Origin of the sequence: Streptomyces sp. NPDC016562, from assembly GCF_043076955.1 — a bacterium.
In the GTDB taxonomy this organism is placed as follows: Bacteria; Actinomycetota; Actinomycetes; order Streptomycetales; family Streptomycetaceae; genus Streptomyces.
Window position 1 is genome coordinate 53,201 of the sequence record NZ_JBIBRZ010000009.1, and the last position, 21,555, is coordinate 74,755.

The 21,555-nt window shown below is 68.9% G+C and carries 21 protein-coding genes and 4 pseudogenes; 16 read left to right on the forward strand and 9 right to left on the reverse strand.

The features are described from left to right. Positions 1 to 678 precede the first annotated feature (678 nt). From ACF059_RS29055 to ACF059_RS29065, 3 genes are all read right to left on the reverse strand, one after another. Complete coding sequence (locus ACF059_RS29055) at positions 679 to 987, reverse strand: hypothetical protein (protein ID WP_392062712.1); 309 nt, start codon at positions 985 to 987, stop codon at positions 679 to 681. 225 nt (positions 988 to 1,212) lie between these two features. Beyond that, the gene (locus ACF059_RS29060) at positions 1,213 to 2,412 is read right to left on the reverse strand and encodes an SMI1/KNR4 family protein (protein WP_392062715.1); all 1,200 of its coding nucleotides are present in this window, start codon (positions 2,410 to 2,412) and stop codon (positions 1,213 to 1,215) included. Positions 2,413 to 3,254: 842 nt separating this feature from the next. After that, positions 3,255 to 4,187: a hypothetical protein gene (locus ACF059_RS29065; RefSeq protein WP_392062718.1), complete on the reverse strand. Its 933-nt coding sequence runs from the start codon at positions 4,185 to 4,187 to the stop codon at positions 3,255 to 3,257. Between the two features lie 567 nt (positions 4,188 to 4,754). Between ACF059_RS29065 and ACF059_RS29070 the strand changes: the two genes are divergently transcribed. Further along, positions 4,755 to 5,516: a hypothetical protein gene (locus ACF059_RS29070; RefSeq protein WP_392062721.1), complete on the forward strand. Its 762-nt coding sequence runs from the start codon at positions 4,755 to 4,757 to the stop codon at positions 5,514 to 5,516. 324 nt (positions 5,517 to 5,840) lie between these two features. After that, entirely contained in the window at positions 5,841 to 6,674 is an 834-nt protein-coding gene (locus ACF059_RS29075) for an IS5 family transposase (protein ID WP_392063339.1), read from the forward strand. A 38-nt stretch (positions 6,675 to 6,712) separates the two neighbouring features. Here ACF059_RS29075 and ACF059_RS29080 read toward each other — a convergent pair whose 3' ends face one another. Further along, a complete protein-coding gene (locus ACF059_RS29080; RefSeq protein ID WP_392062723.1) occupies positions 6,713 to 7,096 on the reverse strand; it encodes a hypothetical protein in 384 nt (127 codons plus the stop codon). Positions 7,097 to 7,324: 228 nt separating this feature from the next. On the opposite strand from ACF059_RS29080, the gene ACF059_RS29085 reads away from it, so the two are divergent. Together ACF059_RS29085 and ACF059_RS29090 are read left to right on the forward strand one after the other, a co-directional pair. Next, the gene (locus ACF059_RS29085; RefSeq protein WP_392062726.1) at positions 7,325 to 7,735 is read left to right on the forward strand and encodes a hypothetical protein; all 411 of its coding nucleotides are present in this window, start codon (positions 7,325 to 7,327) and stop codon (positions 7,733 to 7,735) included. 234 nt (positions 7,736 to 7,969) lie between these two features. Next, positions 7,970 to 8,329, forward strand: a complete 360-nt coding sequence (locus tag ACF059_RS29090) for a hypothetical protein (RefSeq protein WP_392062728.1) — start codon at positions 7,970 to 7,972, stop codon at positions 8,327 to 8,329. Between the two features lie 210 nt (positions 8,330 to 8,539). On the opposite strand, the gene ACF059_RS29095 is transcribed toward ACF059_RS29090, so the two are convergent. Beyond that, positions 8,540 to 9,097, reverse strand: a complete 558-nt coding sequence (locus ACF059_RS29095) for a hypothetical protein (protein WP_392062731.1) — start codon at positions 9,095 to 9,097, stop codon at positions 8,540 to 8,542. Positions 9,098 to 9,715: 618 nt separating this feature from the next. Next, positions 9,716 to 9,967 carry a hypothetical protein gene (locus tag ACF059_RS29100; RefSeq protein WP_392062734.1) on the reverse strand — a complete coding sequence of 84 codons (252 nt, stop codon included), beginning with the start codon at positions 9,965 to 9,967 and terminating at the stop codon, positions 9,716 to 9,718. Positions 9,968 to 10,575: 608 nt separating this feature from the next. Here ACF059_RS29100 and ACF059_RS29105 point away from each other — a divergent pair. Together ACF059_RS29105 and ACF059_RS29110 are read left to right on the forward strand one after the other, a co-directional pair. Further along, on the forward strand, positions 10,576 to 11,211 hold the full coding sequence (locus ACF059_RS29105; RefSeq protein WP_392062737.1) for an SMI1/KNR4 family protein: 636 nt from the start codon (positions 10,576 to 10,578) through the stop codon (positions 11,209 to 11,211). 71 nt (positions 11,212 to 11,282) lie between these two features. Next, positions 11,283 to 11,594, forward strand: a complete 312-nt coding sequence (locus ACF059_RS29110) for a hypothetical protein (protein ID WP_392063387.1) — start codon at positions 11,283 to 11,285, stop codon at positions 11,592 to 11,594. Positions 11,595 to 11,768: 174 nt separating this feature from the next. On the opposite strand, the pseudogene ACF059_RS29115 reads toward ACF059_RS29110, so the two are convergent. Further along, positions 11,769 to 12,332: pseudogene (locus ACF059_RS29115) on the reverse strand (hypothetical protein); the annotation flags it as partial. Between the two features lie 239 nt (positions 12,333 to 12,571). After that, positions 12,572 to 13,414 (reverse strand): alpha/beta fold hydrolase, encoded by an 843-nt coding sequence (locus ACF059_RS29120; RefSeq protein ID WP_392062740.1) that lies wholly within the window; start codon positions 13,412 to 13,414, stop codon positions 12,572 to 12,574. 58 nt (positions 13,415 to 13,472) lie between these two features. On the opposite strand from ACF059_RS29120, the gene ACF059_RS29125 reads away from it, so the two are divergent. From ACF059_RS29125 to ACF059_RS29150, 6 genes and pseudogenes are all read left to right on the forward strand, one after another. Then, positions 13,473 to 13,976 (forward strand): MarR family winged helix-turn-helix transcriptional regulator, encoded by a 504-nt coding sequence (locus tag ACF059_RS29125; protein ID WP_392062743.1) that lies wholly within the window; start codon positions 13,473 to 13,475, stop codon positions 13,974 to 13,976. 336 nt (positions 13,977 to 14,312) lie between these two features. Beyond that, positions 14,313 to 14,477, forward strand: a pseudogene (locus ACF059_RS29130) (hypothetical protein); the annotation flags it as partial. A gap of 126 nt (positions 14,478 to 14,603) precedes the next feature. Beyond that, positions 14,604 to 15,404: a class I SAM-dependent methyltransferase gene (locus tag ACF059_RS29135; protein WP_392063342.1), complete on the forward strand. Its 801-nt coding sequence runs from the start codon at positions 14,604 to 14,606 to the stop codon at positions 15,402 to 15,404. A 466-nt stretch (positions 15,405 to 15,870) separates the two neighbouring features. Continuing rightward, positions 15,871 to 16,139, forward strand: a pseudogene (locus ACF059_RS29140) (MerR family transcriptional regulator); the annotation flags it as partial. 128 nt (positions 16,140 to 16,267) lie between these two features. After that, the gene (locus tag ACF059_RS29145) at positions 16,268 to 16,591 is read left to right on the forward strand and encodes a DUF3052 family protein (RefSeq protein WP_392062746.1); all 324 of its coding nucleotides are present in this window, start codon (positions 16,268 to 16,270) and stop codon (positions 16,589 to 16,591) included. Between the two features lie 162 nt (positions 16,592 to 16,753). Further along, positions 16,754 to 16,969, forward strand: a complete 216-nt coding sequence (locus ACF059_RS29150) for a hypothetical protein (RefSeq protein WP_392062748.1) — start codon at positions 16,754 to 16,756, stop codon at positions 16,967 to 16,969. A gap of 997 nt (positions 16,970 to 17,966) precedes the next feature. Here the strand turns inward: ACF059_RS29150 and ACF059_RS29155 are convergent. Further along, entirely contained in the window at positions 17,967 to 18,557 is a 591-nt protein-coding gene (locus ACF059_RS29155) for a hypothetical protein (protein ID WP_392062751.1), read from the reverse strand. A gap of 104 nt (positions 18,558 to 18,661) precedes the next feature. On the opposite strand from ACF059_RS29155, the gene ACF059_RS29160 reads away from it, so the two are divergent. The 4 genes and pseudogenes from ACF059_RS29160 (at position 18,662) to ACF059_RS29175 (ending at position 21,550) form a co-directional block, all read left to right on the forward strand. Continuing rightward, on the forward strand, positions 18,662 to 18,871 hold the full coding sequence (locus ACF059_RS29160; protein WP_392062754.1) for a hypothetical protein: 210 nt from the start codon (positions 18,662 to 18,664) through the stop codon (positions 18,869 to 18,871). 436 nt (positions 18,872 to 19,307) lie between these two features. Next, a complete protein-coding gene (locus ACF059_RS29165; RefSeq protein WP_392062758.1) occupies positions 19,308 to 19,940 on the forward strand; it encodes a hypothetical protein in 633 nt (210 codons plus the stop codon). A gap of 356 nt (positions 19,941 to 20,296) precedes the next feature. After that, positions 20,297 to 20,557: a hypothetical protein gene (locus tag ACF059_RS29170; protein ID WP_392062760.1), complete on the forward strand. Its 261-nt coding sequence runs from the start codon at positions 20,297 to 20,299 to the stop codon at positions 20,555 to 20,557. A 226-nt stretch (positions 20,558 to 20,783) separates the two neighbouring features. Beyond that, positions 20,784 to 21,550, forward strand: a pseudogene (locus ACF059_RS29175) (transposase). Positions 21,551 to 21,555 lie beyond the last annotated feature (5 nt).

The following is a 21,555-nucleotide window of genomic DNA, read 5'->3' on the forward strand; positions in this document are numbered from 1 at the left end:
GTGAAGCGGACCGCGTACGGCCACTGTGCCGTCACCGGCGCCGCCCGCGCAGTTCCGCCATGTCGATGTTCGCGCTGTCGTCGTAGCCGGAGGCGGCGAACGCATCGACCGCCGGGGGCGTGCGCGATGCGGCCCTGCCAGTCCTGGATCACCTCGTACAGCCCGGCCAGGGAGAACGTGCGGCGGGACGCCTCAAGCACGGCCGTCCCCTCCCGCTCGAAGGCCGGCACCTACTACGCGGCACGCGCATCGGCGCGCAGCTGGGCCAGCAGGTCGGCCGCCGCCCCGGGGGGTGGTGGTCGACGTGAGAATAACGCGGCGCTTCGTCACTCGTGTCGGCACCAGTGCGTCACAGCCTGTCAGTGTGAACTACCAGCCCACTGGGGCGACACCGCTGACAACCAGCTGACAAGTCTCCTCTGACGCTCCCCAGCAGACCATCAGTCTTGGCACGGCGGTGGTGCGGCGCCGTGCGGCGGATGCCGGCGCTGGGATACCGCTCCGTCACCAGGGGGCGAGGGTCGTCGGCTCACCGGGCGGCCGGGACCGGGCGGGCAGTCGGGCCGGCTGCACGCGGGTCCTGGGCCGGCCCGGCGGACCAGTTGGCCGTCGACCGGGCCGTTGGCGAAGACGGTGCGGTGGGCGGTGATGCCGGGAGTGGAAAGACACCTCATGCAGTTAAGTCGTCAGGCCGCGTCCGCCGCCCCATCGCCCGCGCAGAACCTCGGCCCAGTCGCCAGCTTCCGGACCCGGATCCTCCCACGGCGGCACCCAATTTGGAGCCGTCTCGATCAGGTGCACGAGCGTCCAGGCGACGCCGTAGCAGTCGTCGGGGCCGAAGCAGGTGGCCAGGGCAGCGGCCTCTTCAGACGTGACAGGCCGGGAGATCTCCCTCAGCTGGCGTTCACGCCGGTCGATCTCTTCCTCGCTCGCGTCCCAGTCGGGAAGCAGTCCGTCGGCAACGAACGTCTGCACTTCGGGTCTCATGACTGAATGATCGTCTCCCCCGCCGCCCCAGGACAAGCTGCCCCGTTCTGCTGCACGCGGTGGCCATTCCTGCTGGTTGGGGCTCTCAGCCGTCGGCTATCCCGGTCCACCCCGGGCAGGGTGGCACACGGGCATCGCCTCGGCCGGCACATCCTCAACGGCGGCGCGAACGCGTCTCCCAGCGCACCGGCCGGGCGGGCTATCGGCCGCCCTCCGGCGGAGGACTCACCAGTAGGCGCTGTCGTCCCAGGGCTCGAAGTCCGCGAACTCCACAGGGTCGTCGTCCTCGTCCGGGGCGGCGAACCCATGCGTGACCAGTGTGCCGCGCTGCCAGTCGAGGAGGGTGTCGATCAGGCCGCCCTCGAGTGGCGGTCCCTGGTCGGCGTGGCGGGGCCAGACGATCAGCGGCCATGTGTCGGGATCCCCTCCCTCGGTGAGCCAGCCCAGGTAGTCGCCGTCGATGGAGTTGGCGAAGGGGAGGAAGCCGCCGGGCTCGGGCCAGATGGCCAGCGGGTACCAGCCCGGGTGGCCGTCCTTGAGCTGCCGGTAGGCGGCCGCGGTGTCCTCGACGTGCGTAAGGAAGCGCCGTTCGCCGGTCCGGAGCGGGGTGTGGAAACGCAGCCACCCGCTCCAGGCGCCGGCGCCGTACCCGTCCATCAGCCGCACGTACTCCCCGGGCAGCCGTGTGCCCAGTTCGGCGAACAGCCCTTCCCAGGAGCCGTCGCCGAGGTACGGCCGCTCGGGGGGCGGCGACAGCAGCTGCAGCGCGTCCAGGCCGGTGCCGGTCTCCAGCGCGATGCGGCGCTCGGCCTCGGTGAGCCGGGGCGGGACCGGCGCGGGCGGGATCCACGCCTCGGCGTCGGGAAGGAAGGCGGTCCGCGCGACGGTGCCCGGCAGCGGGCCCAGCAGTGGGCCGGGAGGAGAAGGGAGCTCCCAGGTGTCACGGACGGTGTGCCGCAGGTAGTCGGTGAGAGTCAGGTCGTACCGGTGCCACCGGAGCAGGCCACTGCCCGGCACCGCCCCGGAGTGCCGCACCACCACGGTCCACTGGTCGGGGTCGGCGGAGGCCGAGGTGTCCCAGAACAGTACGTCGCTGCCCCGCGTGCAGCCCCAGGCCAGCAGGCCGCCGGGCTCGGGGTGGAGCACGGGCCGCTCGGCCTCGGGCAGCCCGCGCGCCTCGATCCGTGCCTCCCGGTGCGTCGCGCGCAGCCACTCGCCGTAGTCGAAGCTGTCCCGCTGGACGCACGGCACGTGGATCCACACGTACGCACCGAAGTCCAGCGGCCCGTACCGGTCGGCGAGCCGCTTGTAGTCAGCCGGCAGCCGCAGTCCGAGCCAGTCCTCGACGGCCGCCCAGTCGATGGGTACAGAGGCGGGCGGGCGCTCGGCGGAAAGGGTGGCAAACGTGCTTATACCCGATGTCAATTGACGTCCTTCCAGCGTGCGCCATGTCCTCGGCAGATTCTTCCGTCTCCGCGGGCCAGGCGGAAATCGGGCGGCTTGGCTGCGTAGGTCTCAAACGAGAGCACTTGTCAGTGGATCCCAGCATCACTCGTCGTCCAGAGAGCGCACGGATGTCGTTGAGAAGTATGAGCACCGGAAGTGGTTCGGGCCCTCGTTGATCACGTGCCAGGGCAGTCCGGTCCGTGGCAGGATGACGGCATGCTGATCCGAAAGGCCGATGCCGCGTAGGCGTCCGAAGGGGCTGCGCGCAGAGCGTTGGCGGCCCAGAAGAGGTATTCCGGTTCGTCGGACCCGTGGTGTGTCTGCGGCGACTCGCGTAGCGATACGGAAGTTGGAAGAGGACCGGCTGTGGCCGGGGGCTGTGGCTGCTGCCCTGGCCGAGTGCCGGTGGTATCTCAATCAGCCAGGGCGTGTGCTGCCGGATCCGGTGATGGCCTGCGCGTGCTGTGATCCCCTGGTGGCGCGAGACCGCCTGGAGGACGTACTGCTGTGGCTTCCCCGCGGGGCTCGGGAGGACCTTGGCCGGCTCATCGGCAGGCTCGATGCCGAATTCGACCGCCGGACTGTCCCCCCCAGCCCTCACCTCGTGCTGCCAAGCCCGTGGGGCGCCTGTGGGTGGTGGCGTCAGCGCTTCCTGGAGAACTGAGGGGATGAGGGTCCCTCGCTGCTCAGCCGGCCTGCTGTTCGGTGAAGACCATCAGTCTGTGGCTGTCGGGTAACTACCGGGTGGCCCGCGGCCTGACCGCAGCCCCGGGCCCCAGGGACGCGTGCACCCGGCAAGTGAGGGGGCGGTCGGGGCCCGGTCAGGCTGGGGGCGGGTCGAAGGCGTGCAGGATCGTGTCGATGATGGTGCTCACGGCACTCCAGTCGCCTTCGAGGTCTGTTCCGGGAGAGGCGGCCAGCGCGGCATCGCACTTCCTTTCGAACCTGTCCTGCATGGCCTTCTTGTCCTTCGGGCCGAACCCGCCGCCACCGGTGGCGTTGAGCAACAGAGGCAGCAACTGGCCGTCGGGGCCGGTGAGGACGTCGCGGCCCCGGTAGAGCTCCAGCGTCCCGGCACTCCCGTTGACGTCTGCGAGCACTGGCGCGCTCGCGCCGGGCGGGAGGGTGGGGTACGCGGCCGGCAGCGGCAGCGGCAGCGGCAGCGGCGGATAGTGGAGGATGCGGCAGTGGCCGGGCACGCCCTTCGCCTTCAGCTTGGCCAGGGCCTGATGTGCCGGGAGGTCGTTGTCGGCCAGGGCGATGAAGCGGTTGAGCACCCCGGCGGCGATGAACGTCGTGGCCGTCTTGGCCAGTGCGCTCACACCGCCCTCGGGTCGCCCGGAGGCCGGCAGGTCGAAGTCGAGGAAGCTGACGAAGCCGGACAGGTGAGGGTGGGTCACGCGCATCGCCTTGGTAAGGAGCCGGGCGTCGGTGGCCCCCTCGGTCAGCACCAGCAGCGGGCTGACCTGGCGGCCGAGGGCCAGTTGCCCGGCGCGGGCATGAGCGGCACGGGCCTTGTCCATGTCGTACGGGAAGCAGCAGCCGCCCGTCAGCTCGCTCAGGTCGAGGTCCACCACCACGGTCTCGGGAGCGCGATCGACCAGCAGGCGCAGCACCGTGCGCTCGCCCATCCGGATGAAGACGGTGTCCAGCAAGCCGTCGTCCAGCAGCGCGTCCTGCGGATCGTACGGGAGCGCGATGCTCTTCGTGATCTTCTCCAGGACGTCCTCGGCGCTGGGTACAGGCCCGTCCAACCGTCCGGCGGGCCGGGGTCGGGCCGGCTCCAGCGGGCAAGTGCCTGCTCGAGGTCGCACAGCGCCTGGCCGGCAGTCATGCCCTGTGCCTGCAGGCGGTCGCGCAGGGCCCGCGGCGTGGAGCGGTAGCCGTACCACCAGTCGGTGTCCTCTTCCTCCTGCTCCGGGCACGGCAGGTGCTGACGTTCGGCTTCGGTGAAGAGCGCGAGGAGGTCGTCGGTACCGGCGATGACCGCGCAGTGCGCGATCCCCAGCCAGGGGTAGTGGCCCATCGCGCGAGCGTGGCACGAGCGACTGGTCGCGTGCAGATGGATTGTCGAGACCTGGTGGGCTGAGGCTCACGCCGAGAGAATCATTGCGCGGACCGGAGGACAGCGCGCGCCCGACCCGGGTGCGGCTGCTGGCGGGGGCGGCAGCCATCGGGTATGGGGGCCCGGCCGTACTCCGTCCCTTGATCGGGGACCGGGGCCTGTCCCGCGCGCTCCGTTCCGGCGCGGGCCGGGAGGGAGCCTAGCCGTCGCGGAATCAGGACCGCCGACCATTTCGTTCACACGTACGATCCGGGGCATGATCGTCGCTTCCATCGACCCCACCTCGCAGTCCTTCGCCGTCGGCGAGGTCATCGGCTACATGACCGCCGCCGCCCTAGGCATCGGCGCGCTGTGGTGGCTGACCCGTTCCTGGCGCGCCGAGTCCACCCCGGCCAGCAGCGATCCGGCACAGGCTGCGCGCGGCAGGAGGAAGCGGACCTGGTTCATCGCGGGCGTGAGCGTATTCATCGCCGCTGTCGCGAGCGTGAAGGCCGCCACCGCCAACGACCCCGAGCCCCGCGCCGTCGAGGCGCTCGCCGCGGACGGCACCGAGGAGTACGCCGTCATCGTCCTGCCGGAACTCTTCGACCGCTTCCGCCTGCTGACGGGCGAGGACGCCACGCGTGCCGAGACCGAGACACTGGCCGGCCGCGACCTCCCGCACAGCATCCGGACCGGTTACTACGACCAGGACGCCGACAGCTCCTACGACCTCTTCGTCCTGGTCACCAGCGCCGCCTGGGACCCCAAGGTCGCCGAGTCCAAGGCCAGCAAGTCCATCTCGCAGGAGTTCCGCAACTACTTCGCCGGCGCAAAAGCCCGCGACGTGACCCGCTTCGACCCCGGCAAGCACGGCGGCGGCCTCGCCTGCGGCCACGTCACCGGGCCCGGCGGCGACCAAACCATGTGCGCATGGAGCGACGCCGCCAACCTCGTCGGCGTCCGCCACGTGCACGAGACCGACCTCGCCACCGCCGCCCGCACCACCCTCGCACTACGCGACGCAGCCACCCGCTGACCTGACGGCTCTGCGGTCCCCGCCGTGCGGAAGCATGTTCCAGGGGCACGGCACGGCAGAAGTCCCGGCTGGGGCCGGCCCCGGCCCCGGATGCTGCGCTCCCTGACCCGGGCAGCCGGACACGGCATCGTCCGGGGAGCAGCGACCACCCTCGGAGCGTTCCTCATGGGATCGGCCATCTGGTGGATCCAGCAACGCTGACCGCAGGCCGGATCCATTGACCCCGTCGACCCGTTGGGCGCCACGAGCCAGCCGAGCGCGGGCGCAGCCCGGACAGGCCCTAGAGCGTGTCCGCAATGTCGTTTCGTCGTTAGCCCGTTCGTGGTGCGACGTCATGAACTGACTGATCAGGCCTGGGAAGTCATCGGACCGTTGGTGGCCCCGCCCCGGATGGGCCGTCCCGTCCGGGACCGGCGGCAAGTACTCAACGGGATCCTGTGGAAGCTGTCCACCGGGGCCGCCTGGCGGGACCTGCCCGAGCGGTACGGGCCATGGAAGACCGTCTATGAACGGTTCCGTCGCTGGTCAGCGGACGGAACCTGGGACCGGCTCCTGGCCCACGTCCAGCAGCACTCGGACGCGCTCGGCGAGGTCGACTGGTCGATCGTGTGCGTCGACTCGACGATCGTGCGAGCCCACCAGCATGCGGCGCGGGGCTCGAAAAGGGGGCCTTGGCCCGGCGAGGCACTCGGACGCTCCCGCGGCGGACTGAGCACCATAATCCACCTCGCCTGCGACGGCCGGGGACGGCCCCTCGCGTTCACGCTCACCGGCGGCAACGTGAACGACTGCACGGAGTTCGAGCCGGTCATGGCCCGCATCCGCATCAAACGGTGCGGGCCCGGCCTGCCCCGGACCCGACCCGCGCGGGTGGTCGGCGACAAGGGCTACTCATCCCGAAAAATCCGCAACTACCTGCGCAAACGCGGCATCGCCAGCACGATTCCAGAACGTGTCGACCAGATCAGCGGACGCCTGCGACGCGGCGAGAGTCTGTGCCGACTCGACCGTGAGGTCTACCGGCGGCGCAACGTCGTCGAACGCTGCTTCAACCGACTCAAGCAGAACAAAGCGCTCGCCACCCGCTACGACAAACGCGCCCGCCACTACAAAGCCCTCGTCACCCTCGCCTGCCTACGGCTATGGCTCCCCAACTGATATTGCGGACACCCCCTAGGACTTCCGCATGCGGCCGCCTACCTCTTGATCCCGTCGAGGCAGAGCACGTACTGCTTGCCGGAGCGGTGCCGGTTCCTGTCGAGTTCCTCGTTGAAGCCGATGTCCGTCAGACCCTGGCACCGGGAGGTGTCCATGGTGTCGGGCAGCACCTGGACCACCTTGAACGCCGCGTCCTCGCCGTCGCATCCGACTACCCGCAGGTCCGGAAAGATCATGTTCCCGTGGTTCGTGAGGCAGTCGCCGACCTCGGCCCGGTCGATGTCGTCGCGGCTGACGAACCAGTACACCGCGCCGGCGCCGAGGGCGACCACGACAGCGGCGATCACGACGACCTTCGCGATGCCCGCCTTCCGACTACGGGACGGCTGGGCCGGCGGGATGGACGGCGGCGGCTGAGTCATGAAGTGGTCTCCTGACATGGGTGCGTGCGCGCGGTGCGTGTTGCCGTGCGGACGCTATACCACCGCGTGGCCGCCTCTGCCTGCGGGCACCGCCGCCCAGGGCAAGGGGCTCCCCGTACGCGAGCCGAGCCGGACCGGGAGCATCGCGGTCTCTGCTTCAGCGTGACGGTCAGGCTCGGGTCTGCCCCTGCCTCATTGCTCAGCTGGACGCACTGATAGAACCCCGTCATGACGTACCGATTCATCGCCCGCACCGCTCGAACCGAGATCGACCCTGACGGCTACTTCACCGAAGCCGCGCTTGCGGAGGGTGAGGACGGCAGCGGCTTCATTTTGATGTTCTTGGCGGGAGAGGAGGTGCCTGATGATCAGGAGGTCGCCTTGGGGATGGACACGCACTGCCTGGTCACAGCCGGGCAAGGCACCGCGTATGGCTGTGTGCGCGAAGCTGTTCTGACGGGCAACGTCCTCCGCGTCTCACTCGACCCCGAAGCGCTGGAAGACCTGCGGCTGACCGACAGCGAGATCGAGGCCGTCATCGAAGCGCCAGCCGAAGACATCGTCCTATTCCGCGCTGTCCTTGCCCAGGTGCTCGACTACGGACGTGCGGACGCTATACCCACCCGTGCAGACATCTGACCAGCAGGCCGACGGTGGCGTACGACAACTCGACGTACAGACCTGCAAGATCCACCCCAGCCGGTACGGCCACCCAGAACCCCCAGTGCGATTACCCGCACGACTAAGGGCTGTCCCGTATCTGCTGGTCACGGAGCTGCCCACGCTGCGGAAACTGCGTAGCTACTGAGTTCGCGGTGCCGGTATCCTCCGGTCTCTCGACCCGCCATACCAGCGGCCTATGTTCAGAGAGCGATGCACATGACCAGCCAGCAAGCAACGACGACCCTGTGGCGCCCCACCGGCCCCAAGGAGCTGGATCTGGTTCGGGAGCTGAACTACCGTACGTGGCCGCCCCGGCTGCCTGAGCAGCCGATTTTCTACCCGGTCCTGAACGAGGACTATGCGATCAGGATCGCCCGGGACTGGAACGTGAAGCACGACGGCGCAGGCTTCGTCACTCGTTTTGAGGTCGAGTCGGAGTTCTTGAGCCGGTATCCCGTCCAGCAGGCCGGCGGGCAGACGATCCTTGAGCTCTGGGTTCCGGCCGCAGAGCTGGACGACTTCAACGCCCACATCGTCGGCGAGATCCAGGTGGTCCACGAGTTCTGCTGAGGCGGGAAGGGATGCTGGGTCGGCATGCCGGGCCGGCGGCGAGTCCGAGTGTCTGTCAACCACACGCAGGGATGGGCTCGTGCTGTTGACATCGTCATCAGTACCGAGACGGTGTGACGGAGCCGATCCCCTTCGCTGAACGGCACACCTCACGCGTTCACCCGCGGGGCGATTACCTGAGCAGCCAGGACCGCCCGAGCCGATCGCCGCTCAGGGCTGCCAGCGCGGGGCCTCATCATCGGGTGTGTCCGGGCTGGCGAAGTGGAACGGTACAGAGAGGTACTCAGCAAGAGCACGCCCCGCCCGCTCGGCAGCTACCGCTACAAGGTGGCGCGGGTCGCCATCCGCGTTCTCGGCGAGGTAGCGCTTGGCCGTTGACCAGTAGACGGTGGCCATGTGGGCCTCTACCGCGGGATCGGCGGTGATGGCTAGCAGCCGTACGAACCAGTCGTGAACGGTGTCACCATCCCAGATGGCCTCGATCGCCACGATGCGGCCCTCGCACCCGGCCGCCCGATTGGCCAGCGACGCCAGATCGAGGGGGCTCTCCGGATCGCGTGCAATCCGGTTCCCGTAGTGGAGATAGCGGTCATTGGCGATCAGTTGAGCGGTTCCAACACCGATGCCATGGGGAACGAGGCCGATGGCGACGATGACACGCACTGCCCCGAGAAGGGAGTCCTGAAGGATGTATCCGTCGATCTCGTCGCGGATCCCGGCAGGCAGACTCTCCCACCAGTCGGTCCTAGCCGCCTTGTTCATGCCCATCGAGAGCCCCCGTCTCCTTGGAGACCCCAATAGTCGCGCCTCGGGCCACTCTACGTCGTCGTCCAGCACCGTCTACGACAGCTGTCACGCAGCGACCCGTCTGGCCGCAGCGCTTCGGATCAAGGACAACACCGGCCGACCAATATCTCGACCCGCAACCAACCAGACAGAAAGGCAGTGGTGGAGGCAGGCGCGGCGGCCGCCGTCGGTGCCGACGGTGGTGACCGTGCCGTCCTCGTGCTCGTACCTCACCCGGGCGGCGTCGGTGGCCTTCTTGGCCTGGGAGTCGAAGTCGGATTGGCCCCAGTGGCCGCATGATCGGCCGCTGCGCGCCGTGAAGCGTAGGCGGCGAAGGTGGCGGCGCGGTGGTTCATGATGAGTGTTCTCCTCGGTTCTGCTCTGGACGGGGAGCCCTGGGGGCGGCCGTACCTCTTGGCCGATGCTGCGGCCGCCCCTGGGATCTGCTGCGCCGGCCTACTGGTCGGCGGTGTAGCGGTTGACCTGGTTGCGAACGTGCTCGCGGCTGAAGTCGAGGTGGTCGGCCACCGCCTCAAGTCTGAGTTGGCATGTCAATACAGACTTGGCCAACTCATTATTGCCATCTGGGAGAACCGTCGACTACTCGTCAGCGGGGTCGGCGTGCAGGTAGTCGTATGCGGAGCAGGCCCTCCCCCACAGGTTGCTCGCATATTCGGGCGGCTCCTGGGCGGACAGGCGGGCGTAGAGGTCGGGGAAGTGGCGCCCGGTGCCGTCGCCTCCGGGGTCGTTGTCCATGGCCTCGGCCAGCGCGTCCGGGTTTTTCGGGATCTGCGGTTCGAGGTGGTCGAGGTCGGGGCGGAAGTCGCCGGTGGTGATGACCGTGCCCTCCACGTGCGCGGTGGAGGGCAGCTGCCTGCGCAGGCCGGCGGCGATCTCCTCGGCGACGCTCTCGTGTTCGTAGGGCCGATCCGCACCCAGGCCGGGCCGGGCCGGTCGAGGATGACGGCGTGGCCGACAGGCTCGGTGTAGCGGACGAGTCGGCCGAGCAGGTGGGATTACGTGATCTCGGCGCGGGTGGAGTCGCCGATGTAGCCGCCGACGAAAGCGCCCGAGTTCGAGATTTCTGAGGTGCCGGCACCACGAACTTGGCCCTGCCGTCCGGGATCCTCGGCTGTGTACGGCTCGGTTCGGACTGATTCGGTGTTCAGGTCAGTGAGTACTTCCAAGAGAACGCGAGTCGTTTGCCGATGAGCGCGGGAGGCACCCCGAAGGCGGGCAAGTCGATGTTCACGAGTGCGGGAGGCGTGCCGCTGACCTGGTGGGGACATGTACTCCGAACCCCCGGGCGTCACGCTCTGCGCACCGTGCAACCAGAGCCGCCAGCCGCGACCAGGTCGGCGGCTGCGCCCGTACCCGTATGCACGAGCTCTCCAGATGCTTGGATGTGTCTCTGCCAGACCGATCGGTAGAGTCTCGGAGACGAGAGAAGAGATCCTCCGATGGACTCCCGCATCACCCGCATACGCTCCAAGCTGGCGAAAATCCCCTACCAGGCGCAACGAAGCCACTCGGTTGGTGCGGAGCGCCACCAGTTCCGCCTCGGCCCGCGCATCAGCACTTCGGAAGCCGACGCCTTCGAGGCGGAGCACCGCATCGTCCTGCCTGTGGCCTACCGAGCGTTTCTCATCGGACTCGGGGGCAGCGGTGCCGGCCCTTTCTACGGTCTCCTTCCGCTGGAGGAATGCAGGCTGTTCACGATGAGCCGGAAACCGGCGGACGGCAGCCCGCGGGGATTTACTCATGTCGACCGCCCGGACGCGCTGCAGGGTGACCTGTTTCTCCACATCATCGAGATGGGCTGCAGCGATCTGTGCCTGATCGCAGTGACTGGCCCCCTCACCGGCCGTGTGGTCACGGGCAACGCGGACGGCTTCTGGCCCCCGAACGTCTCCTCCGCACAGGACTTCCTCAGGTGGTACGAACGGTGGCTCAACCACATGCGGGACGGCAAGGACAACCGCGCGCTGGGACTGACCTCCCCGGCAACCGTCACGACTGCCCCGTGGGGTTTCCGCGCCATGGCCAGTCCTCGCTGCCAGTACATCGATGGTGCCGACCCAGCCGTCAGTACCTGATTCGTATCCCTATCGGTGCTCCTCCGCCGACGCGGTCCGGGGCCATGTAGCGTCAGGGCCAGGGGGATGAGTTGAACTCCGACGAGAACGAACCGCAGTCTGTTCGAGAGGAACGCTTCGCCGCAGAACGGGCCGAACGCAGAGAGGCACGCAAGGCTGCGTCGCTCGACTCGCGGGGAGCCCACCTCGGCGCGGCAATCGTGACCATCGCCCTGGTCCTCCTCAGCTGGAACGGGAAGCTGGTCGCCCTAGGCATCGTCGGCGGAGTCTTTCTGCTCTGGTTCTCCACAGCCCTCGCATGGGCTTACGCCGACGGGGACCACGGACGACACGCGCTCCAGCGCGCGTACAACGTCACTTTCGGATGGGGCGACGGGTTCTGAGCGCTGTCGGTCGGCAAGACGTCGACCGCCACGAAAAGGGCCGGCTGCTTCACGGCCGGCGCGGGAGCGCTGCGGGCGCGAGCGGCCGCGCGGCGCGGGAGCGCTGCGGGCGCGAGCGGCCGCGCGGCGCTGCAACCCCTCGAACGACAGGGCGCCGGCCTCCCTGTCCCACACGAGCAGTTCGCCATCCAGGACCAGGCCGTGCGGCAACTGCGCCCCCGAAGCCGCGACGAGATCGGGGGGCACGCCCTGGACCAGAGCGCCGCGGCGGGTCTGGAGCAGCACCCGCCCACCCGGCCGGGGTGAACACCAGCGCCGGCACCCGTCGAACTTCTGCTCATACGCCACCCCCGAACCGAGCGGACGCACCGGCGGCATCACCTCGGCGGCCTGCCCCAACATCGGCTCAACCGGCGGGTGCAGCATCACCTGGCTTCCCTCCTCGGCCCTCCCCTCCTGGGTCCACCGCGCTGGACGACTCCCGCCCGGCAGGCCCGGCCCGGCAGTGCCCGGGGTGTCATCCGTCCGAGGGGTACGGCGGGGCCGTTCAGGGCGTCGGGTGGCCGGTGTGCGGCACGGTGGCGGCATGCGCCGCTGGTCCCTCCCTCTGCTCCTCGCGACCTCTGGATGCGTCACCCTCGACAGCCCCCGGCACGGGCCGGGCGGGCAGGGGGCCGGCTGGGGGCCTGCGATCGGCCGCCGCAGGGGCGCGGGTGCCGTGAGGCGAGAGCGGGGCATTTCCGCGGACGCCTCGCACTCGGGTAGAGCGCGCGGTCGCCTTCGGTTCCCCGGTTGGCCGGGCCGGCTGGCTTTACCATCGGCAACGCCGAGCGCGCCTGCACGGGCACCCTCGTGGTCCCCCCAGTGGGTCCTGTCCGTCGCGAGCTTTTTCGCCGACGCGACCGGCGCGCGTCGGGCCACGGCCGAGGACCTCGGCCCGTTCTGGACGGAGCGCAGGATCTTCTGACCGCGACGGCCTACGCGGCCCGCGGCCCCGGCAGCCCGAGTCCGTTCAGGAAAACGCCCAGTTCGGCGTTGAAGCGGGCCGGGTCCTCCATGTTCGGGTAGTGCGCCGCGCCGGGGACCGAGACGGTCCGGCCGCCCGGCAGGGGCCGCATCAGGCGGGCGGCCATGTCGAGGTGATCGGCGGCGTCCAGGGCGCCGTTGACGGCCAGCGCCGGGACCGCGATGTCGGCGGCGCGCCGCCAGGTGTCCACGACGGGGACCCGGAGGTCGGGCTCGTCACCGGTGTGCTTGGCGAGCGTGCCGAAGATCATCTCCCGCAGGCGGCGGACCACCTCGGGGTCGACCTCGTCGAGCGTGCGGTACGGGCCGGAGGTCAGGCGCATGAAGGCATCCACCCAGCCGGGCAGGTCCCCGGCGGCCAGGGCGTCCTGCTGGGCGGCCGACGCGTCCAGCATCCAGGGGCTCTGGAAGACCGGCTCGCTCGTGCCTGCGCCGCTCACGACGAGCGCGCGGACCAGTCGCGGGTGTTCCAGCACGGTGTCGACCGCGGTGGCACCGCCCATGGAGACGCCCACCAGGACCGCCGGTCCGGCCTCGATCGCCCGGAGGAGACCGGCGAGGTCGTCGGCGGGGCGGAATGGGCGGGTCGCGTTCGCGGAGGCTCCGTGTCCTCGGGCATCAGGGGCGATCACCCGGTAGTGCGGGCTGAAGGCGTTGATCTGTTCCTCCCACATCCGGTGGTCGAGGAACCCTCCGTGCAGGAGGACCAGGGCCGGGCCCGCGCCCTCCTCCCGGTAGGCGAGGGCGCCGTCGGTGCTCTGCCACGTTCGGAGTAATGCGGCTGCGTCATTCATGAAGGCCAAGATGCCATCCACTCCCCCAGAATGACAACCTAGGTGTCATCCTTGATGGATGACAGACAATCCGACGCCGCGTCCCGCACCGTCCCCCCAGGACGCGCTCGCCGAGCGCCTCACCGAGGTCTTCGACCTCGTCGGCCCCCTCTACCGCCGGGTCCACCGCAAAGTGGAGGAGGCGGTCCCCATCGAGGGCGTGCCGGTCGGGGTGCGTGCTGTGCTCGACCTGCTCCGCACCCGGGGGCCGATGACGGTCCCGGCCATGGGGCGGGCCCAAGCGCTCAGCCGGCAGTTCGTGCAGCGCATGGTGAACGAGGGGGCCAGACGCGGGCTGGTGCAGGCCGTTCCCAACCCGGCGCACCGGCGCTCCCCCCTCATCCGGCCGACGGAGGCGGGCCGGTCGACCATCGACGCGGTACGGGCCCGAGAGCACGAGCTGCTGCGGCGTATCGACCCGGCGCTGACCGAGGCGGACGTCGACGCCTGCCTGCGCGTCCTGGGAGCGGTCCTCGTACTCTTCGACGACGTCGAGGTCGAGGTCGACGTCGAGGTCGACTAAGGGTTGTTGCAGAAGGGTGAGTGTCAGCAGGGTCGTGTGTCGGGCCGAGATGCATGCCGTCCACGGCATGCTTGTACCCCCGTCCTTCCCCTGAACTGTTACCCCTTCTCTGCCTCCTGCTTTTCCCCATGATGCGGGCGTGGCTGTCCATGCCGCGGGAGCCGACCGCCTCAGCCCCTTGGAGGCTCCCGCCGAGGATTCGCGGTGGGGCGGAGCTCCCTGAAGGCGGCCTCGGTGGAACGAGGCCAAGCTCGCTACATCCGGCAGCCATCTGGAGGTGGTTACGACGGGGGGCCACGCCCACAGCTGGCGAGGGTTTGGATGGCGGCCGCGTCGATGTCGGGGTTCGCCTCAAAGTCGAAGGTCCGGAGGGACTTGTCCCGGGGGAAGCCAATCCACCTGCCGATCTGGCGACAGCTGCAGGTCCCGGCCGACCTCAAACTCGCCCGTCTGCACCTGGCGATCCAGCCCGCGATGGGCTGGGAGAACTACCACATGCACCTTCTTCACCACCCCGGCTGGCGACTACGGGCTACGCGACAGCGAACCCGGTCACCGCGACGAGCGGAAGGCCCGGCTGGATACAGTCGCTACCACCGCCGGCGACAGGCAACTAGGGTACGGCGTATGAGCCAGACTCCCGTCGACCCCGTCGCGCACAACCGCCTCGCCTGGGACCGCGAGGTGGAGGAGGGTAACGAGTGGTCACGCCCGGTCGGTCCCGAGGTGATCGCGAACGCGCGGGCCGGCCAGTGGTCCATCGTCCTGATCGGATACGAGCCGGTCGACCCGACCTGGTTCCCGCCGGAGATCGCCGGTCGCGACGTGCTCTGCCTCGCCTCCGGCGGCGGGCAGCAAGGTCCGGTGCTGGCCGCGGCGGGCGCGCGGGTGACCGTCTTCGACAACTCGCCCCGCCAGCTGGCGCAGGACGAGATGGTCGCGGCGCGGGAGGGGCTCGACCTACGCACCGTGCTCGGCGACGCACGGGACCTGAGCCCGTTCCCGGACGCCTCGTTCGACCTTGTCGTCCACCCGGTCTCCAACCTGTTCATCCCGGAGCTGGCGCCGGTCTGGCGCGAGTGCCATCGCGTGCTGCGCCCCGGCGGGACGCTGCTGTCCGGCTTCCTCAACCCGGACGTCTACCTCTTCGACGCCGAGTCCATGGAGGCGCGCGGCGAGCTGGTGGTGCGCCACCGCCTGCCCTACAGCGACCTCACCCACCTGGAGCCCGCCGAACGGGAACGGCTGTGGGGCCTCGACGCGCCGGTGGAGTACAGCCACACGCTCACCGAGCAGCTCGGCGGGCAGATCGCGGCGGGCTTCGCAATCACCGGCTTCGCCGAGGCACCGCACCACTCGGAGGCCACCGCCGACTGGCTCTCCGGCTACTTCGCCACCAAAGCGGTCAAGGCTGGCGCCGGTCACTGACCCTCCACCGGCCGGGCCGCCGGGTCAGCAGTGAGGCCGGCGGGCGGCTGGGTCATGTGGGCAACGACCCTGCTGATACACAAACCAGGATCACTCCGGCCTCGGCAACCCCGCGTCACTCATCGTTCTGGCAACCGTGGGGCACCCCGCACCCCGCACCCCGCATGACCCCCTCGACATCCACGCCATCAACGAACACCTCACCACCCGACAGCCATCGCCGGACTTGTGCGGTGCAGCACTAGACGATTGAGTCAAAGGGCTCGTAGCCGTAAGCCGCCGGCGAGTGGTATCGCATGTCGCTGCCATCGCCCGCCCACCACGTGCAAGGCGTGCCCATTTCATTGTGGAGGTCAGCGGAGGGCCCGCGATGCATGCCTCAGCGACTCGGTGGACGTCGGGGTCGGGGCCCCTGCTGAGCAATAGCGTTGAGTCTCCAGCGACTGGAGACAGCAAAGTGGGGGACATGGACGTTACGACCCCCTACTCGATCGGGGAGCTTTCCCGGCGGACCGGCTTGTCTGTGAGGACCATCCGGTTCTACTCCGATTCGGGGGTGGTAGTGCCGACCACTCGTAGCCCCGCCGTTATCGGCTCTACGACCTCGACGCCATGCTTCGTCTGAAGCTCCTGTGCACACTGCGCGAGTTGGGCATGGACCTGGCCACGATTCAACGGGTACTGGACCGTGAGCTCTCGGTGGCGGAAGTCGCCGCGGCGCACGCCGATGCCTTGCATCGGGACTGGGGCGCCGGGCGGGGCGGACACAGCCCGCCGAGCCTGGCCGGTCATGCGGCCCGGCAGCTCGCCGGACGTTCTGGCTACGAAGCTGGGCTTCACGGCCGGTCAGGCCGTCCAGGATCTTGGGCTGGGGCGAGGATGCCGACGACGACCTCCGCAAGAGCATCGCGACGGTGCTCGTGGACGATGAGACCGACGAGATCGCCGACGTCGTGCTGCTGTGGTTCCGTGAGGACGACGGCGCCATGCGGAACCAGCTGAGCGAGGCCCGTGTGTCGCTGAGTGCCGACGGCGGGATCTGGTCGGTGACCGCGAAGGCCGGGCTGCACGGCTACCTCGAAAGCGTCGCGATCACCACCGCCAAGTCCGCGAGCCTCTCCCATGCTCGGACCACCAGCGCGGGCCAGGGCTGGACCGGCACCTACCTCGTGACCAGCATGCAGTAGCCACCCGGGCGCCGGGCGGACTGCCGCTGCTCGGGCCGTGGGCGGAACGGGCCCATGCGGTCCGTCGCCAACCGGCGGGCGGCGGCTCCCGGGAACGGCCGACGGGGCAGCGGCGCCGCCAGGGGTGCGTATCCTGCGCCCGCACACCGCGTTGGTCATCGCGTGAAGACGAACAGGACCCTCCTCGCGGCGGCCGTGCTCGCCGCCGGCCTGCCCCTGCTGGCGGCCGCTCCCGCACACGCCTCGATCCTCGGCGGCCTCGGCAACAACGCCAGCGCGGCGAACAACGCCAACGTGCTCGGCGCCATGCTCAACAGCGACCTAAGCAACTTCTCCAAGCAGATCACCGGCGACGAGCACACCGACCCCCGGCACTGACACGACCTGCCGCCAGATCCGCAGGCTCAACGGCGCCGGGGCCGATACTCGACCGCGCCCTCCCCCGCTCCCCTACGGGACCCGCAGCCGCCCCTGTTCCTCGCGGCACGAGGAACAGGGGCGGCTCCCGGCACTTGCCCGAGCGGGCCGCACCTACGAGTTGAAGATGATGGAACGGAACTTCAGCCTCGCCGCCCTTGCCGCCGTGCGCCTTCAGGGCGAAGGACTCGCCGTCGCAATCAGGGTCGGTGAACACCGTCGCGATGGAGCTGGTCCGGTTGCGCGGCGAGTGCCCGTCCGAAGCCTCGGGGTCCGTGGGCACGTTGTAGCACACCTGGGCCTCCGGGTCCTTGAGGCTTCCGTCGACGGTCTTGCCGCCGCTTTCATACGTGCAGACGAACTGGCCGGTCGCGGCGTGGGCCGACGTACGCAGGCTGACGGAAGCTCACCGCCGACCAACTCACCGCCCTCGCGCAGCTGGGCGTGGACTGGGCATGACCGGTGACGGGTCCCCAGTCCGCCGTGGGCAGCTCCTGACCGCTTCCGGGAGTCGTGACCGAAGCCTGGGCCTCTTGCGGCCCGGGTCCGGTGCTGCGGCGATGGTTTTGTGGGGAACAGATTTCACTGGGCGGCGAAGGGCGCTGGACCAAGCCCTGCAACGCCGACTTCGGTGTGGCCGCTTGTCGCCATGAACTCGCTCTCACGCCCATCGGGCAGGCGGAGCACTCCCGGCTCCGCGTCAAAGAGGTCAACACGGCTTCCCGGATCTGTCAGTGTGATGCTGCCGGCCCAGGTGCTGTCCCGGTCTGACTCCCGGTCATCGCTCCGGCGCGGGTCGTAGCGCAGAACGAGGGACGCAGTGACCGCGACTTCGCGACCGTCAGGCATGACAACGACGGCAGGGCCCGCATAACGCTGGCGGCCATCACCCGGGTGGAAGGGCCCACGAGGATCCATGCCGGCAGGCTAGGGCCCTGGACGTGGACCTCCTAGCCAGCTACCAGTCGACGATCGACGGATTCGCCATGCGTCTGTGCCGTAGCGGCGGTTGCCCTGAAGAGTTCCAAACGCCCAGGGGACATAGACAGACCAAGAATGGCGCCACCCATAAGGCCGTCACGTTCAGCACCACGGCCCTGACGCCGCTCTGCGGAACACCACCGCGCCCGGCGACCTTCAGCGACACCTCGCCGCGGGCCGGCACCGGGGTGGTGCCCGGCCGGCCCAGCGCCGACCGCGAGTCCAGCAGGCGCGACGGGCCCGCGGCCGCGTACGTGCTGCCACCGGCGTCCTGGGAGTAGTAACCGAAAACGTCGGCGATCAGGTGGGTGGTGCCCCAGCCCGCGTTGCGCAGGTTCACCCTGCCGTCCTCGCCCACCGGTACCACGACCTGGTTCGCCACGGTCCGCCCGGTCGTCCAGTTGAGGTTGGAGGACTCCGGCCGGGTGGCGGCCGACGGCCAGGCGGTCAGGTGCCCGTCGGACTTCGGTTCGGTCACCGTCACGTTCAGCACGACGGCCTTCACGCCTGACTGCGGCACTCCCGCCCGGCCCGCGACCTGCAGCGACACCTGGCCGCCGGCCGCCACCGGGCCGGTCCCCGGAACGGCCGAGGGCCTCCCGGGTATCTAGCAGCCGTGCCGAGGAGAGCGCGGTGAAGCGGTCACCGGCCTGCGCGGCCACGATGCCATTGTTGGCGACGTGGATGCGCTGGCCGTCCCGGTCCGTCCAGACGATGTTCGCGCCGGTGCGGTCGAGCGTCCAGGACCGGTTCGGCTGGCGGAAGGACTTCCACTCCTCGCCCTGGGCGAGCGTGCGGACCTGCACGGTGTTCTCGCCGCCGGAGGTCTTGATGCCGTCGTGGAAGTCGAGCAGCAGCAGGCGGCCGGGCGCCAGGTCCTGACGCACCAGGTAGCCGTCGCCGAGCAGGGACTCCCCCCCCCAGGTGGTATACGACCAGTCAGCGCTCTGCACCGGCACCGAAAGGCTCTGGCGGGTCACCGTGTCGTACACCCCGCTGGTGCGCACCGTGCCCCTGTTGTCCTGGCAGGCCCAGCTGACGAAGCGACCGACGGCCTCCAGCTCACAGCCAGCCTGAGCTTGCCCTGGAGGGCTCCGATTCCGCCACAAGAGGAAGCCTTGTTCGAGATCTGGATGCTCTTGGTGAAACGTACTGGTCTTGCGGCAAACGAGCACTGCAGTCATCCGCCGGTCGCACCACTTCGTCAGCCGTCAGACGGAGCCGTATCAGTCCTCAGAGCGACGCTCGGAGCCCCCGTGACTGGGATCTTCATTACTGAACGGGCCGAACAGCAGTTCATCCAAGCCGAGGACCGCCAATGCAGCAGTTCCTGCACGCCAAAGAACCCACTACCGTCCACCCCGGACGATTACGCGTCGCATGGCGGGCGGCCCACGAGCCCGTTGCCGGAGTGTCACGACGGATGCGACTCGTGGCCTACGCCGTGCCCTTGGCCGTCCTTCCTTCCAGTATCTGGCGGCTCCCGGTGGCGTTCGACGACGGTCGCGGACTCGGCGAACGGACGTACGTCGTCTCCCTGTCGGTTCTGTCCGAAGTCTTCGCGTTCGCTGCGATCGGTCTGATCGCCCGCTGGGGTGAGGTGTTCCCGCGCTGGGTCCCGTTCCTTCGCGGCCGCCGGGTTCCGAGAAGGGCAGCAGTCCTCCCGGCCACCATCGGAGCCGCGAGCCTCACCCTCCTGTTCACCCTTCTGATCATTGCCTCCGAGATCAGAGGGACCACGATCCGAGGTGGCGACCTGCCGGCCGACTCCCCCGGCCAAGCCGGCGGCTGGGAAGCTGCCTGGTTCTATTTCTGCTACGCGCCGCTGACCTTGTGGGGGCCGCTGCTGGGCGTGCTGACCGTCGCGTACTGGAAACGCCGTTCTGCGGCCGAGAGGTGCGATCTCACCGTTCTGTGTCAGTGCGCCACCTGCACGTCTACCACCCCATGACGTGGAATCGCCGAGAACTCTCACATCCATGGCAGTGAGAGCTGCCCCGAAAACAGACTCCGACCAGCACCAACGCACAAGCCCTCGCTGGCGTGACAGGTATTGACAAAAAGGGTGAGAACTAGGCGAATGCGGCCCCGAACCTCCCTCTCGTATTGAGCGTGTGACACGGCGACACAGCGTGCGGCATCACGCGAGTTCTCCTGAGCCCCAATGAGCCTCGACCGCTGTGGCCAGGGGTTCCTTCCTCCTCCGGGTGTCTCGGCGGACCGGCGGTCGCGAGTGTGCGCGCGCGGGGCGGCGGCCGGGACCGCAGACCGGGTTCATCGAGAACCATAAGAGAGGAGAGCACCAGGATGGTGACCCGAAGCGTGCGTCAGAAATTCTGTGAGATGTTGGAGGAGGGGGCGCAGGGCCTTCGAGAGGAGATCATTCGCCACGAAAAGAATCTCGAGACGCTGCGCGAGCAGATCGCTGAGCTCAAAAGGCAGCCCGACCCGGAATTGAGGGCGATCGAGGCCCTCTTGCAGATGAAGGCGTCCCTGGAGGCGAAACTCGCGGTGGACCAGCTGTCGCTCCAGTCCACGGAGAACGCGATCTCGGAGCTCTGCCCCTGACCCCGCGCAACCTCATTACCGCATACGCGCGACCTAAACCCCTGAAGCGACATTTGCGTGAGCTTGTTCCCTTTGATGGACAACTGGTCCTCCCCCTCGACATCGTCGGCCAGTCCGAGCAAGGACGCAGGTCAGAGCGCGAATGAGTCGCACTTGCACACGCGCTACACCACCACACCCCTAAGGGCTGTCACGTAACGGTGTTCATGGGTGGGACGATCGCCCCGTGGCGGTTGTGATCACTGCGTCTGAGCTGTCCTGGATACGTCCGTTCAGTGGTCTCACCCCTCGACAGTTCAGCAAGTTGGTCACTGCTCTGCGTCGTCGGGGTGCACATGTAGCGCGCCCGGGACGTCCTTGGACGCTGTGCTTCGAGGACCGCGTTCTGCTGGCACTGCGTACTGGCGGACCAACCTGACGATGCGGCAGCTCGCGCTCTTGTTCGGCGTTTCGAAGTCCAGGGTCGACCGCGTAGTCGATGACCTGGGGCCGCGTCTGGCATTGATCCAGCGGCAACGCTTCCGCAAGGGCACTGTTCTCATCGTGGATGGCACACTCGTGCCCACGCGCGTTCACACCCTCGCCCAGCGATCCAAGAACTACCGCTACTCCACCAACCACCAGGTGGTCATCGACGCGGACACCCACCGGGTCGTAGTTGTCGGCCGACCGCTGCCCGGAAACCGCAACGACTGCAAGGCCTGGGAGGAGTCCGGAGCCAAGGCCGCCGTCGGTGGCGCAGTCACGATTGCTGATGGCGGCTATCCAGGGACCGGCCTCGTGATCCCTCACCGCCGCGAGCGCGGGCAGGCCGAACTCATGCCCTGGAAGGAAGAGCACAACAGGCCTCACAGACAGGTGCGAGCGCGCGTCGAGCACGTCTTCGCCCGTATGAAGCCGTGGAAGATCCTTCGTGACTGCCGCCTCAGAGGCGCCGGCGTCCACCACGCCATGCTGGGCATCGCCCACTGCAGAATTGCCCTGACCCAGTGACCGAG

Excerpts from the sequence above, each read along its gene's own strand:
- ACF059_RS29120 (WP_392062740.1), bottom strand. The coding sequence starts at position 13,414 with ATGAATGACGCAGCCGCATTACTCCGAACGTGGCAGAGCACCGACGGC.
- ACF059_RS29080 (WP_392062723.1), bottom strand. The coding sequence starts at position 7,096 with ATGACTCAGCCGCCGCCGTCCATCCCGCCGGCCCAGCCGTCCCGTAGT.
- ACF059_RS29105 (WP_392062737.1), top strand. The coding sequence starts at position 10,576 with ATGGACTCCCGCATCACCCGCATACGCTCCAAGCTGGCGAAAATCCCC.
- ACF059_RS29125 (WP_392062743.1), top strand. The coding sequence starts at position 13,473 with ATGACAGACAATCCGACGCCGCGTCCCGCACCGTCCCCCCAGGACGCG.
- ACF059_RS29070 (WP_392062721.1), top strand. The coding sequence starts at position 4,755 with ATGATCGTCGCTTCCATCGACCCCACCTCGCAGTCCTTCGCCGTCGGC.
- ACF059_RS29170 (WP_392062760.1), top strand. The coding sequence starts at position 20,297 with ATGGTGACCCGAAGCGTGCGTCAGAAATTCTGTGAGATGTTGGAGGAG.
- ACF059_RS29095 (WP_392062731.1), bottom strand. The coding sequence starts at position 9,097 with ATGGGCATGAACAAGGCGGCTAGGACCGACTGGTGGGAGAGTCTGCCT.
- ACF059_RS29135 (WP_392063342.1), top strand. The coding sequence starts at position 14,604 with ATGAGCCAGACTCCCGTCGACCCCGTCGCGCACAACCGCCTCGCCTGG.
- ACF059_RS29055 (WP_392062712.1), bottom strand. The coding sequence starts at position 987 with ATGAGACCCGAAGTGCAGACGTTCGTTGCCGACGGACTGCTTCCCGAC.
- ACF059_RS29090 (WP_392062728.1), top strand. The coding sequence starts at position 7,970 with ATGCACATGACCAGCCAGCAAGCAACGACGACCCTGTGGCGCCCCACC.
- ACF059_RS29165 (WP_392062758.1), top strand. The coding sequence starts at position 19,308 with ATGCAGCAGTTCCTGCACGCCAAAGAACCCACTACCGTCCACCCCGGA.
- ACF059_RS29085 (WP_392062726.1), top strand. The coding sequence starts at position 7,325 with ATGACGTACCGATTCATCGCCCGCACCGCTCGAACCGAGATCGACCCT.